The 13,783-nt window shown below is 70.1% G+C and carries 9 protein-coding genes and 1 pseudogene; 2 read left to right on the top strand and 8 right to left on the bottom strand.

All coding sequences use genetic code 11. From position 1 onward, the window contains the following. Positions 1–243 precede the first annotated feature (243 nt). From IE107_RS06830 to IE107_RS06805, 6 genes and pseudogenes are all read right to left on the bottom strand, one after another. A pseudogene (locus tag IE107_RS06830) lies at positions 244–1,629 on the bottom strand (alpha-amylase); the annotation flags it as partial. Between the two features lie 402 nt (positions 1,630–2,031). Next, entirely contained in the window at positions 2,032–3,144 is a 1,113-nt protein-coding gene (locus IE107_RS06825) for a LacI family DNA-binding transcriptional regulator (RefSeq protein ID WP_373302404.1), read from the bottom strand. Continuing rightward, complete coding sequence (locus IE107_RS06820) at positions 3,129–4,805, bottom strand: glycoside hydrolase family 13 protein (protein ID WP_189542058.1); 1,677 nt, start codon at positions 4,803–4,805, stop codon at positions 3,129–3,131. The genes IE107_RS06825 and IE107_RS06820 overlap by 16 nt, the downstream gene beginning before the upstream one ends. 102 nt (positions 4,806–4,907) lie before the next feature. Next, complete coding sequence (locus tag IE107_RS06815) at positions 4,908–5,780, bottom strand: sugar ABC transporter permease (RefSeq protein WP_373302407.1); 873 nt, start codon at positions 5,778–5,780, stop codon at positions 4,908–4,910. Beyond that, the gene (locus IE107_RS06810; protein ID WP_189542054.1) at positions 5,774–6,790 is read right to left on the bottom strand and encodes a carbohydrate ABC transporter permease; all 1,017 of its coding nucleotides are present in this window, start codon (positions 6,788–6,790) and stop codon (positions 5,774–5,776) included. Before IE107_RS06810 ends, IE107_RS06815 begins: the two co-directional genes overlap by 7 nt. Positions 6,791–6,809: 19 nt before the next feature. Further along, positions 6,810–8,084, bottom strand: coding sequence for an extracellular solute-binding protein (locus IE107_RS06805; protein ID WP_189542052.1), 1,275 nt, complete (start codon positions 8,082–8,084; stop codon positions 6,810–6,812). A 358-nt stretch (positions 8,085–8,442) separates the two neighbouring features. On the opposite strand from IE107_RS06805, the gene IE107_RS06800 reads away from it, so the two are divergent. Together IE107_RS06800 and IE107_RS06795 are read left to right on the top strand one after the other, a co-directional pair. Further along, positions 8,443–9,480 (top strand): LacI family DNA-binding transcriptional regulator, encoded by a 1,038-nt coding sequence (locus tag IE107_RS06800; protein ID WP_189542050.1) that lies wholly within the window; start codon positions 8,443–8,445, stop codon positions 9,478–9,480. Positions 9,481–9,610: 130 nt separating this feature from the next. Then, the gene (locus tag IE107_RS06795) at positions 9,611–10,573 is read left to right on the top strand and encodes a phosphatase PAP2 family protein (RefSeq protein ID WP_189542048.1); all 963 of its coding nucleotides are present in this window, start codon (positions 9,611–9,613) and stop codon (positions 10,571–10,573) included. A gap of 31 nt (positions 10,574–10,604) precedes the next feature. Here IE107_RS06795 and IE107_RS06790 read toward each other — a convergent pair whose 3' ends face one another. Next, positions 10,605–12,203 carry an amidohydrolase gene (locus tag IE107_RS06790; protein WP_189542046.1) on the bottom strand — a complete coding sequence of 533 codons (1,599 nt, stop codon included), beginning with the start codon at positions 12,201–12,203 and terminating at the stop codon, positions 10,605–10,607. Positions 12,204–12,214: 11 nt separating this feature from the next. Then, a complete protein-coding gene (locus IE107_RS06785; protein ID WP_189542044.1) occupies positions 12,215–13,684 on the bottom strand; it encodes an APC family permease in 1,470 nt (489 codons plus the stop codon). Positions 13,685–13,783 lie beyond the last annotated feature (99 nt).

Here is a 13,783-nt window from a genome sequence, read left to right as displayed (position 1 = left end):
TGGGGGTTTTGAGGGGGCGGGCTTGTCGGGTGGCGGGGTGGGGCGGGGGCGTACCAGTGCGTCTCCTCGGACGACGCGGACTCGCCCGGCACCGCGGGTGAGCCGTCCTGTTACTGCGTCGTCCTGCGGGGATCGCCCTGGTACGCCCCCGACCCCGGTCGCCGCACATCAACGGTCCGGGGCACCCCGACCGGGCGATGCGCCCCGGACCCGGGGTTTCCTGCGGGACCGGTCGTGGGGTCAGCCGGTGGGCGCGCAGTGACGGGCGTTCACCTGGAGCGCCACCGCCGTGTTCGCGCCCAGGGTCGCGGTGAACTGGCCCGAGCCGTTCACCGTGACGCCGTTGCCGGACTGGATGTCGCAGTAGTCACCGGCGGGCAGCGAGGTCTGGAACGTACGGGTCAGCGAGGAGCCCTCGTGGTTGATCGCGACGTACGCCTTCGACCCGCGGCCGAACGCGATCCGGTCGCCGCCGTCGTCCCACCAGTCGGTGACCGCCTCGCCGTGCGCCGTGTTGCGGAAGCCGACCATGGAGGAGATCTCGCGCCAGGCGTGCTGGCACTTCCACCCGTCGCTGTAACAGGCGTTCACCGTCCCGCCGCCCGGCGGGCCCGCGTCCTTGTCGGACCACTCGTAGCCGGAGTGGACGTCGGGCGAGCCGTACGGCCAGGCCAGCATGAAGACATGGGCGAGGGTGTAGTTCGCGCCGTCCTTGTAGTTCAGCGTGTCGCCGCCGCGCTCGGTGTCGTGGTTGTCGACGAATACCGCGGCCTTCGACGAGGGCATGAAGCCCCAGCCCTCGCCGTAGTTCTTCAGATAGGCGAGGTTCTCGTTGTTGAAGACCTGCTTGAGGCTGCGGGCGTAGCGGAACTCCTGGACGCCCCCGGTGCCGGTGTACTCGTCGGGCTGGACGGCCTCGCCCGCTCCGTGGATCGCCTCCTGCTTCCAGTAGACGTCCGGGTCGCGAAGCCGCGACTTGATGTTCGCCAGGTCGGCGGCGGGCATGTGCTTGGCCGCGTCGATGCGGAAGCCGTCGACGCCCAGGGAGCGCAGGTCGTCGAGGTAGGCGGCGATCCTGCCGCGTACGTAGTCCTCACCGGTGTCCAGGTCGGCGAGGCCGACGAGTTCGCAGTTCTGGACGTTGGCGCGGTCCTGGTAGTTGCTGATCTGCGCGGTGCAGTCGTCCATGTCGGCCGCCGAGTAGACACCGGGGTAGTCGTACTTGGTGTACGAGGACCCGCCGGTGCCGGTGCCCGATCCGGCCGACATGTGGTTGATGACGGAGTCGGCGACCACCTTGACGCCGGCGGCATGGCAGGTGTTGACCATGGCGGCGAAGGAGGCCCGGTCACCGAGCCGTCCGGCGATCTTGTAGCTGACCGGCTGGTACGAGGTCCACCACTGGCTGCCCTGTATGTGCTCCTGGGGCGGCGAGACCTGTACGTAGCCGTAGCCGGCCGGCCCGAGGGAGTCCGTGCACGCCTTGGCGACGGAGTCGAACTTCCACTCGAAGAGGACGGCGGTGACGTCCTTGTCCCCGGGGGTGGCGGCGTGCGCGGCCGAGGTGGGGGCCACGAGGGCGGCGCCTGCTGCCAGGGCGAGCGCCGCGGACAGTGGTCTGCGTGCCATGCTTCCTCCTGCTGTGGGGGGAAATGCGGGTGACGGTGCAGCCTCACATGGCAACGCGCCCTGCCTTCAAGGCTCCTGAAGGTTCTTGCTGCAAGAATGCAAACCTTGCCGCGACGCCGACCGTACGAGCCTGTCAGCCCTCGGTCAACCCTTTGGACATCGTCCGCTCACATCCAGGAAATACGGCAGTTTTCTTCCTGCAAGCACTTACGCAAAACATTGCAGCACTGTTAGGTTTCTCCCGACTCCGGTCCGGTCGGCCGGGGGTTCCGGTGCCCCCGGACCCCACGCGCCCGGCCGGCCGGGCCGGTCACGGACAGGAGAGGCACCCGGAGTCGCTCACTCCCCGCAGGCCCATTCAGGGCCGACTCCCGGTGCCTCTTTTGTACGTCCGGACCGGCCTCAGACGCCCCGGACCGCCGCGGTGGATCCCCGTACCACCAGCTCCGGCTGGAACACGTACTCCGTACGCTGCACCGGGCTCCCGCCGATCTCCTCCAGCAAGGCGCTCACCGCTGCCGCCGCCATCGCCTGCACGGGCTGACGCACCGTCGTCAGCGGCGGATCGGTGAACGCGATGAGCTGCGAGTCGTCGAAGCCCACCACCGACACGTCGCGCGGCACGCCGAGCCCGCGCTCCCGGGCCGCACGCACCACGCCCAGCGCCATCAGGTCGCTGCCGCAGACGATGCCCGTGCACCCCTGGTCGAGCAGCGCACCCGCCGCGACCTGGCCGCCCTCGACGCTGAACAGCGTGGGGCAGACGAGGAGTTCGGCCTCGGCGCGGCCCAGGCCCAGCAGGTTCACCGAGGCGTCCAGGAAGCCCTCGCGTTTGCGGCGGGAGGGGACATAGCGCTGCGGCCCGATCGCCAGACCGATCCTGCTGTGGCCGAGCTCGGCGAGGTGCCCGACGGCCATCCGTACGGCGGCGGAGTCGTCGGGCGAGACGAACGGCGCGCTGATTCGTTCGTTGTAGCCGTTGATCAGGACGAACGGCACACCGCGTTCGCTGAGCGCGGCGTACCGGGCGGGGTCCGCCGACATGTCGGCGTGCAGCCCGGAGATGAAGACGATCCCGCCGACGCCGCGCTCGACGAGCTGCTCGACGAGTTCGTCCTCGGTGGCGCCGCCGGGCAGCTGGGTGCAGAGCACCGGCGTGTAGCCGTGCCCGGCCAGCACCTGCTCGACGGACTGCGCGAACGCCGGGAAGATCGGGTTGGTGAGCTCGGGCGTCACCAGTCCGATCAGCCCGGCACTGCGTCTGCGCAGCCGCACGGGGCGTTCGTAGCCGAGGATGTCCAGCGCCGCGAGCACCCGCTGCCGCGTGGGGTCCGCGACGCCCGGTTTCCCGTTGAGCACCCGGCTGACGGTCGCCTCGCTGACCGCTGCCTGGCCGGCGATGTCCGAGAGCCTCGGCGCACCGCCGGTTCCAGGGCCTGTCTTCCGGATCTTGCCGGGCTCGGCCTGATCCGGAAGAGAGGCCCTGATCAGGGGGACCGTCACACCGTCCACCACACCGTGGTGTCCGCGGGCAGCTCGATCTCGGCGCCGTCGGTGACGACCGGGCTGCTGGACACCAGGACGGTGCCGCGTACCGGGATGCGCACCGGGCGGCCCGTCGTGTTGACGGTGCAGACGAAGCCGGGGCGGGCGAAGATCAGCAGCCCCTCGGGGGCCCCCAGCCACTCCACCGCCGTTCCGGCGCCGAGGCCCGGGTGCGCCCGGCGGGCGGCGATCGCGGACCGGTAGAGCTCCAGCGTCGAGCCGGCTTCGCCGGTCTGTGCCTGGACGCTCAGCTCGCCCCAGCCGTCGGGCTGCGGCAGCCAGCTGCCGCCGTCGCCGAAGCCGTACGAGCTGCCGTCGCGGGTCCACGGGATCGGAACCCGGCAGCCGTCGCGGAAGCCGTCCTGGCCCTCCGCGCGGAAGAACGACGGGTCCTGGCGGACCTCGTCGGGCAGGTCGGTGACGTCGGGCAGGCCGAGCTCCTCGCCCTGGTAGACATAGGCGGAACCGGGCAGCGCCAGCATCAGCAGGGTGGCGGCGCGGGCCCGGCGCAGGCCCAGTTCGCGGTCGCCGGCCTCGCGGATCTGGGTGCCGAGGCCGGGCGGGTTGGCGAACCGGGTGGTGTGCCGGGTCACGTCGTGGTTGGAGAGCACCCAGGTGGTGGGGGCGCCGACCGGGCGCATCGCGTCGAGCGAGGTGTCGATGACCTTGCGGAGCTCGGCCGCGTCCCAGGCGGTGGAGAGGTACTGGAAGTTGAACGCCTGGTGCATCTCGTCCGGGCGTACGTAGTTGGCGGTGCGCTCGACGGTGGGCGTCCAGGCCTCGGCGACGGCGATGCGGTCGCCGGGGTACTCGTCGAGGATGGTGCGCCAGGAGCGGTAGATCTCGTGCACCCCGTCCTGGTCGAAGAACGGCATGACGTCGTTGCCGAGCAGCTTGAGCTGGTCGTGGCTGCCGAGGTCGGGCAGGCCGGCGGCCTTGACGAGGCCGTGGGCGACGTCGACCCGGAAGCCGTCGACGCCCATGTCGAGCCAGAAGCGCAGGATCGAGCGGAACTCGTCGGCGACGGCCGGGTGTTCCCAGTTGAAGTCGGGCTGCTCGGGTGCGAAGAGGTGGAGGTACCAGTCGCCCGGGGTGCCGTCCGGGTCGGTGGTCCGGGTCCAGGCCGGACCGCCGAAGACGGACTCCCAGTCGTTGGGCGGCAGTTCGCCGTCCGCACCCTTGCCGGGACGGAAGTGGTAGCGCTCGCGCAGCGCGGAGCCGGGGCCCTCGGCGAGGGCGCGCCTGAACCACTCGTGCTGGTCCGAGGAGTGGTTGGGCACCAGGTCCACGATGATCCGCAGGCCCAGGTCGTGGGCGTCCCGGATCAGCGCGTCGGCGTCCAGCAGGGTGCCGAACACCGGGTCGACGGCACGGTAGTCGGCGACGTCGTAGCCCGCGTCGGCCTGCGGGGAGGCGTAGAACGGGCTGAGCCAGACCGCGTCCACACCGAGTTCCTTGAGGTACGGGAGTCTGTCGCGTACGCCTGCGAGATCGCCCATGCCGTCGCCGTTGCCGTCGGCGAAGCTCCGTGGATAGACCTGGTAGATCACCGCGTCCTGCCACCAGCCGGTCTGGTGGGCCGGAGCGTCGCCGGACGTGCCGGTGGAGGGGGCAGCGAGGTGCTGGGTCATGTCGTCCCTGAGGTGTCGGGGTGGGAGGCGGCGCCGGGACCGGGTCGGGACACCGGCGGCCGCCGTGACTTGGTGCGTGCGGGTCGTACGGGGTGTGCCGGCTCAGCCCTTGACTGCTCCGGCGGACATGCCGGTGACCAGGTGGCGCTGGGCGAAGAGGAAGACCAGGGCCGCAGGTATCGCGATCAGCACAGAGGCCGCGGTCATCGGCCCCCACTGGGCTCCGTACTGATTGACGAAGAGCTGCAGTCCGCCCGCGAGGGTGAGGTTGTCCTCGCCGACCATGAAGGCGGAGGCGTACGCCACTTCGCCCCATGCGGTGATGAAGGAGTAGAACGCGGTGACGGCGAGGCCGGGCTTGGCGAGCGGCAGGATCAGCCGCCAGAACGTGCCGAACGGGGTGAGGCCGTCGACCTGGCCCGATTCGTCGATCTCGCGCGGGATGGTGTCGAAGAAGCCCTTCATCATCCAGGCGCAGAACGGCACCGAGATGGTGAGGTAGGTGATGACGAGGCCGGCCGGCTGGTTCAGCAGCCCCATGCCCGCCATGATGTTGTAGATCGGCACGATGAGGACGGCCACCGGGAACATCTGGGTGACCAGGAGCGTCCACATCAGCCCGCGCTTGCCGGGGAAGCGGAAGCGGCTGACGGCGTAGCCGGTGGACGCGGAGACGATGACACCGAGGAGCGTGGTGAGCCCCGCGATGAGCAGGGAGTTGCCGAACCAGGTGAGGAACTTCGTGTTCTGGATCAGGTTCGTGTAGTTCTCGAACGTCGTCTCTTTGAAGAAGTCCGTGGTGGTGGCGTACGCGGCGGGCTTCAGCGAGGTGAGCAGGACCCACAGCACGGGGAAGACGGCGATCACGGACGCGACGATGAGCGTGAGGTGCAGCGCGGCGGAGGAGAGCGGCGAACGCTCGCCGCGCAGCCGGACCTTGCGCGTGGTGGCGGGTGCGGGGGCGGTGGTCACCAGTCGTCTCCCTGGGTGCGCAGGACCCGCCGGTAGACAGCGGCGAAGATCAGCAGGAGTACCAGGATCAGCACGCCCCAGGTGGAGGACTGCGCGAAGTCGCGCGGGCTGATCTCGAAGGAGAACTTGTACGCCTGGGTGACCAGGATCTGGGTGGCCTCGCCGGGTCCGCCGCGGGTCAGCAGGAAGATCACCGGGAACATGTTGAAGGTCCAGATGGTGGAGAGCAGGATCACCGTGGTGGAGACCGGCCGCAGTCCCGGCAGGGTGATGTGGCGGAACCGCTGCCAGGCGGTGGCGCCGTCCATCTCGGCGGCCTCGTAGTGCTCGTTGGGGATCGACTGGAGCCCGCCGAGCAGGGCGACCATCATGAACGGCACGCCGAGCCAGACGTTGACGGCGATCACCGAGAACTTCGCCCAGGTGGGGTCGTTCAGCCACGGTATGCCGTCGATCCCGGCGCCGGAGAGGATCTCGTTGAGCAGCCCGCGCTTCTCGTTGTAGAGGAAGCGCCAGGCGAAGACGGAGACGAAGCCGGGGATGGCCCAGGGCAGGATGAGCGCCATCCGGTAGACGGAGCGGCCGGCGATGCGGCGGTTGAGGATGTTGGCGAGGGCCATGCCGAGGCAGAAGGTGATGGCCACGCAGGAGACCGTCCACACCAGGGTCCAGCCGAGGGTGCCGAGGAACTGGTCGCCGGTGAGCGCTTCGGTGTAATTGTCCAGGCCCACGAACTTGTACGTGGCGGGCAGGTGGTTGACACCGATGGACCGGGCTACGTTGCGCTCGTTGGCGTCGGTCATCGACAGGTAGATGCCGCGGACCAGCGGATAGCCGATGATCACGCCGATCACGACGACGACCGGGGCGACCATGGCCCAGGCGTACCAGTGGGTCGACAGGGCCCGTCGGATCCTGCCCGGCGGCGGGGGGTTGCCAGTACCGCGGCTCCGGCCGCGGGCGACGTCGTCGCCCGCGGCCTTCGCCACCGACTGGCTGGTGTGGACAGCCATCAGCCGGCCTGCCTTCCTGTTACTTCCAGCCCTTGAGGAGCTTGCGGTAGGAGTCGCCGGTGGTCTTGACGGCCTTGTCCGGTGCGGCCTGGCCGGTGAGGACCTTGGTGTACTCGGTGACGAGCGGGGCGAAGAGGCTGCCGGTCTCCGGGATCCAGGGGCGCTCGACGGCGGTCTCGACGACGGGCTTGAAGAAGCCGACGATCTCGTTGTCGACGACGTCCTGCTTGGCGTAGGCGGAGGTACGGGTCGGCAGGAGGCTCAGCTCCTTGGTGACCTTGGCCTGGGTGTCCGCGGACGTCATGTATTCGACGAAGGCGTAGGAGGCGTCGAGGTTCTTGGAGCCGGCGTAGACGGCCAGGTTGTGGCCGCCCTGCGGGGCGCCCTGCGCGGCGGAGCCGGCCGGGACCGGGGCGACGCCCAGGTTGGCCTTGTCCTTGAACTCCTTGCCCGAGTAGGTGTCGGAGACGGCCCACGGGCCGTTGATCATCATGGCGACCTTGCCGTCCTTGAAGGACGCCTGCATGTTCTCCCAGCCGTCCGTGGCATCGGTCTGGGCGGCGCCCGAGTCGACCAGGTCCTTGACGACCTTCATCGCCTTGACGCCCGCGGCGTTGTCGATGGTGACGGTCTTGGAGGAGGCGTCGACCATGTCGCCGCCCTCGCCGTACAGGAAGGAGAGGAACCAGTAGGCGTCGTCACCGCGCAGGTACATACCGGTCTTGCCGGTCTTGTCCTTGATCTTCTTGGAGACGGTCTTCAGCTCGTCGACGGTCTTGGGGACCTCGACACCGGCCTCCTTGAAGATCTTCTTGTTGTAGAAGATGCCCATGGAGTCGATGACCTGCGGCACCGCGTACGTCTTGTCCTTGTACTTGGTGGACGCGGCGGCCTGTTTCAGGAAGTCGTCCGAGTCCTTCAGCGCGGCCGTGCCGTCGAGCGGAGCCAGGTAGCCGAGGTCGGCGAACTCGGGGGTCCAGGCGACCTCGGAGCGGATGACGTCGGGGGCGTCGGAGCCGGACTGCGCCGCGTTCTTGAACTTGTTCTGCGCGTCGCCGAAGGGCACGTTGACGTACTTGACCTTGACCTTCGGGTGCTGCTTGGTGAAGTCCTCGGCGATCTTCTTGAAGACCTTGTCCTCGCTGCCCGCGGTGGAGGTGTCCCACCACGTCACCGTGCCGGAGAGCTCGCCCGAGCCCTTGCTCGTGCCCTCGGACTCGCTGTCGCTGCCGCAGGCGGTCGCCGCGAGCGCCAGGGCCGCGACCAGGGCGGTGGCCGTTATGCCACGTCGCATCTGAACTCCTTCAACTGCCGTACCGCTCCGTCGCGGCGCCGGGTCGACGAGAACGTAACAAGGATGAAAGAACGCCGAAAGAGTTTGCGGAAGATTTCTGCAAGCACCGACGATCGTTACATTCGCGTGTCCTCACGGTTGCCGTCAAGACTCTTGACGAGAGGAGTCACTCCCTGACAGCGACAGGCCACAGCCCGTGGCCCGCCCGATGCGGCGATCGGACCGCCGCCCACGGGCCAGGTCCGCAAGAGCTTGCAAGAGGTTGCCAGGAATGCGCACCGGGCCGCCGCACGGGGGCGGTCGTCCGATTCATGTGCATGGTGGGCAATCCGACATACGCCCGGTACAGTCCACTTCCATGACCGCACGGCTTGCCGATATCGCAACTCAGGCGGGGGGCAGCGAAGCGACGGTCAGCCGCGTACTGAACGGCAAGCCCGGTGTTGCAGCGGCCACCCGCGAATCCGTTCTCGCCGCGCTCGACGTTCTCGGCTACGAACGGCCCGTACGGCTGCGCAGGCGCAGCGCGGGGCTGGTCGGGCTGATCACACCCGAGCTGGAGAACCCCATCTTTCCCGCCCTGGCCCAGGTGATCGGCCAGGCGTTGACGCGGCAGGGCTACACCCCCGTGCTGGCGACCCAGACCCCCGGCGGCTCCACCGAGGACGAGCTGACGGAGATGCTGGTCGACCGCGGTGTCGCGGGCATCATCTTCGTCTCCGGGCTGCACGCCGACACCTCGGCGGACATGCAGCGCTATGAGCAACTGCGCGCCAAGGGTGTCCCGTTCGTCCTGGTCAACGGCTTCTCGCCCAAGGTCCAGGCGCCGTTCATCTCTCCGGACGACCGGGCGGCGATGCGGCTCGCGGTGACGCACCTGGTGTCGCTGGGTCATCAGCGGATCGGCCTGGCGGTCGGCCCGAAGCGGTTCGTGCCGGTCCTGCGCAAGATCGAGGGCTTTCGCGCCACCGTGCAGGAGCAGTTGAACCTCGCGCCGGACGAGGTGGAGGAGCTGATCCAGCATTCGCTGTTCACTCTGGAGGGTGGACAGGCCGCTGCCTCGGCGCTGATGGAGCGGGGCTGCACGGCGGTGGTGTGCGCGAGCGACATGATGGCGCTCGGCGCGATCCGGGCCGCCCGCCGACTGTCGATGGAGGTGCCGCGCGATCTGTCGGTGGTCGGCTACGACGATTCGCCGCTCATAGCGTTCACCGATCCGCCGCTGACCACGATCCGTCAGCCGGTGACGGCGATGGGCCAGGCCGCCGTGCGTACGCTGCTCGAGGAGGTCGGCGGTACGCCCGCTCCCCACAGCGAGTTCGTCTTCATGCCCGAACTGGTCGTTCGCGGTTCAACGGCCGCCGGCCCCGGACCCGCTCCGGCCGTCACCGCCTGACCCGCCCAGGATCCCACGCCCGTTCCCCCGGCGCAGTTCGAGCCTTCGTTCCCGGCACTTGCGATGTGCGGCCCGGACCCGGCCGGAGGGTCATCGGGCGGAGGAGCGTTTTCTGGCAGACTCTGTGCCTATGGGCGAATTGAGCGTGACGTCACAGGAAGGCCGGTTGGAGGCCACCGCGTCACCCATCGTGGACGAGGCGGCCCCCGCGGCGAACGCGAAGCGGAACACCGGACGGCGCAACGGCGGCCCGGCGAGACTGCGTTCCCTGCGCTCCCCCCGCCGACCGCGCATCTGGTTCGAAGTCCTGCTGGTGGCGGCCAGTTACTGGGTGTACTCGCTGGTGCGCAACGCCGTCCCGGAACAGCGGACCGCGGCCCTGCGCAACGCCGACTGGATCTGGTCGGCCGAGCGATACCTGGGCATCGCCGTGGAGCAGACCGTCAACCACGCGGTGAATTCCATGACATGGCTGATCGTCTCGATGAACTACTACTACGCGACGCTGCACTTCGTCGTCACCGTCTGCGTGCTGGTGTGGCTGTTCCGCTGCCACCCCGGCCGTTACGCGGCGGCCCGGCTGGCCCTGTTCGCGACGACCGGCGTGGCGCTGCTCGGTTACTACCTGTATCCACTGGCGCCGCCCCGTCTGATGACCAGCGGCCACTTCATCGACACCGTCCTGGTCCATCACACCTGGGGTTCGATGGCCTCGGGCAACTTCAAGAACATGTCGAACCAGTACGCGGCGATGCCGTCGATGCACATCGGCTGGTCGCTCTGGTGCGGTCTGACCGTCTTCGCGCTGGCCTCCGCGCCCTGGGCGCGCGTCCTGGCCCTGTTGTACCCGACGCTCACCCTGGTCGTCATCGTGTCGACCGCCAACCACTTCTGGCTGGACGCGCTGGGCGGCATGGCCTGCCTGACCTTCGGTTACGCGGTGTCGTACGCCTGGTACGGCTCGCTGCCGCACCACCTCCCGAAGCGGGTTCCACTGCCGGGCGCGAGAACGCGGCTGGCCTGCCTGTCCACCGCGGATGCGCCGGTGGGGACGCGGCGTGAGGCGGCGGACGCGGCGGCGGGCCGCCGCTGAGGCCCCTCCGGCCCGTCCGCCCGCCGCTGCCTCACCCCCAGTGCACCACGCGCCCCCCGCACACCGTCAGCCGCACCGGCGCCTCCCCCAGCTCATCCGCGGGCGCCGTCACCGGATCGACCCCGAACGCCGTCAGATCGGCCCGGTGGCCCACGGCGATCCGGCCCGAGACCTGCTGCTCCCCGGCGGCGACCGCCGCGTGCGAGGTGCAGCCCTCCAGCGCCATCAGCCCGGTCAGTGCCTGCTCGGCGGTGACCGGCTCGGTGTCGTACGCCCCGGGCAGCCGCCGCAGCCGGGCCGTGGCCAGCACCTGACGTACGTCGTAGTGGGCGATCGGCCAGTCCGAGCCCAGCGCCAGGTACGCCCCGGCGTCGCGCAGGTCCCGGCAGCGCCAGGCCCGCCCGGCCCGCTCGTCGCCGAGCCGCTTCGACCACTCGTCGCTGTGGTCGGCGCGGGTGTACGCGGTGTGTGTGGGCTGCATCGAGGCGATCACCCCGAGTGCGGCGAACCGGGCGGCCAGGCCGCCGGGCACGGTCTCGATGTGCTCGATGCGGTGGCGGAGCCGGCCGCCCTCCCCCAGCGCCTCCACCGTGTCCAGCACGTGCCGCACGGCCGCGTCCCCGATGGCGTGCGTGGCGGTGCGCACCCCGGCGTGGTGCAGCCGGTGGACGGCGGCGGTGTACGCCTCGGGGTCCGGCCAGAACGCCTCAGTGCTCTCCCCTCGGCAGTCGGCGTGCTCCAGCCACGCGGTGCCGCCCTCGACGGTGCCGTCCATGAAGAACTTGACGCCGCCGACGCGCCAGAGCCGGCCCGCCTCGCGCTGCAGCCGTACCAGCTCGTCCAGGGCCTCCTCGTCGGCGCCCGGCATGCACCACGGGGCCAGCCGCAGCCGTACGGGCAGGTCCGTCTCCTCCTCCACGGCGGCCAGCAGCCCGGGTACGGAGCCGTCGGCGAGGTCCATCACATGGGCCCCGGTGAGACCCGTGGCGGCCATGCCGGAGAGCAGTTCCACGAGGCGCTTGCGGCGCTCCGCGTACGAGGGCCGGGGCAGCCGTTCACCGACCAGGTCCATCGCGGCGTGCTCGATCAGATGCCCGGTGGGGCGGCCGTCGGGGTCACAGACGACGGTGGAGCGCTGGACGAAGGTGCGCGGGCCGGTGATCCCGGCGCGCTCCAGGGCCGCCCCACTGGCCAGGGCGGAGTGCCCGTCGTAGAGCCGGATGAAGGCGGGGGCGCCGCCGATGGCGTCCTCGATCAGGGCCCGGTCGAGGGGGCGGCCGCCGAAGGCGTTGTGGTCCAGGCCCCAGGCGACGATCCAGCCCTCGGTCCGTTCGGCCGCCGCCAGGGCGGCGCGCAGCTGGTCGAGGTCGCGGACGGCGGTGAGGTCCGTGCCGGTGGCCATCTCCAGGCCCCAGACGGGGTGGCTGTGCGCATCGACCAGGCCGGGCGTGAGGGTGGCCCCGGACAGGTCGATGTGCTCGGTTCCACTGCCGCGCCACTCGCGCAGCCCGGCCTCGTCGCCGACCGCGGTGATCACCCCGTCCTTGACGGCCACGGCGGTGGCTTCCGGCCGGGCCGGGTCGAGGGTGCGGACGCGGGCTCCGGTGAGGAGGAGGTCGGCTGCGGACACGGTGGGGCTCCTTAGACGGTGGTGGTGGCGGGGGCGGTGGTGGCCGCCGTCTTCGGCGACGAGGATGCCGGCGGCTCGGCTGCGAACCGGGCGTACACCTCGGGCTTGTTGCGCTTCAGCCGGTGGGCGATTGCGAGTCCGGCCAGGAAGACCGCGGGCACCAGCGAGACGAGCACGATGTTCACGCCGGTCGAGGCGCCGGAGAACAGCTCGATATGGTCGGTGACCAGGAAGATCGCGGCCGCCAGCAGCACCGCGGCGACGACCGGCGCGACGACGGTACGGAATCTGCCCTCGCCGTGCGCGAACCGGCGGAAGTACAGCGGGACGGCGATCGCGGCGAGCAGCTGGAGCAGCATCAGGCCGAGCATTCCCGGGGTGTTGACCCAGAGCAGCAGTTGCGCGTACGGATCGGCGCCGGCCGCGGCGAAGCCGATGACGACCACGGCTCCGAGTGCGATCTGGGCGAGCCCGGCCACGTAGGGGGAACGGTGGCGGGGGTGGACGCGGCCCAGGGCGGCGGGCAGCACCCCTTCCTCGGAGAGCGCGAGTCCGTACCGGTTGATGGCGTTGTGGAAGGCGAGCAGCGAGGCGAGGACGCTGGTGACGATGAGGATGTGCATCAGGTCCGCGGCCCAGGAGCCGACGTAGTGGGTGATGGCGGAGAAGAACAGACCGCCCGGGTCGGTGGCGGCGGCCTCGACCACGTCCGCGTCGCCGAACGCCTGGATGACGGTCCAGACGATGAACGCGTAGAAGAGTCCGAGGAACGCGACGGCGATGTAGGTGGCACGGGGGACGGTGCGGTCCGGGTTCCGTGCCTCGCGCCGGTAGATCACCGTGGACTCGAAGCCGGTGAACGCGGCGAACGCGCAGGCCAGCACGGCTGCCGTACCGGGTACGAGGACATTGCCGGGGGCGAACGAGGCGAGCGAGATCCCGTCGGCACCGCCGCCCAGCAGCACCCCGCCGGCGAGCAGTACGAGGATGCCCGTCTCCGCGACGAGCAGCACCCCGAGGACCTTGGCGCCGAAGTCGATGGAGCGGAAGCCGCCGTACCAGATGAGCAGCAGTCCGGCGAGGGAGACCGGCAGCCAGGGGATGTCGATGCCCCACAGGGCCTGGGCGGTGTCGGCGGTGGCGGAGCCGAGCAGTCCGTAGATGCCGATCTCCATGCCGTTGTAGCCGAGCATCGCGACCAGGGCGGCGGCGATGCCGACGGGGCGGCCCATGCCCCGGGTGATGTACGCGTAGAACGCGCCGCTGCTGCGGACATGGCGGCTCATCGTGGTGAACCCGATGGCGAAGACCGCGAGGGTCACCCCGGCCAGCAGGTAGCCGACGGGGGCACCGATGCCGCCGAGCAGGATGGCGATCGGGGCGACTCCGGCCATCACCGTGAGCGGGGCGGCCGCCGAGACGACGAAGAAGGCGATGTCGGCGGTGCCGAGGGTGCCTTTTCTGAGGGTTGGCACATCCATGTGAAAGGGGGAGCCCTTCTGCGACTGGCGGGGGGCAGGGACCGGCAACCGGAAATCTAAAGGCTTTCGGTTTCGCGCAATGTAGCCTCACCCACGGGT

Origin of the sequence: Streptomyces gelaticus (assembly GCF_014649535.1) — a bacterium.
Taxonomy (GTDB): domain Bacteria; phylum Actinomycetota; class Actinomycetes; order Streptomycetales; family Streptomycetaceae; genus Streptomyces; species Streptomyces gelaticus.
This window is presented reverse-complemented; position numbering and strand designations above follow the sequence as displayed.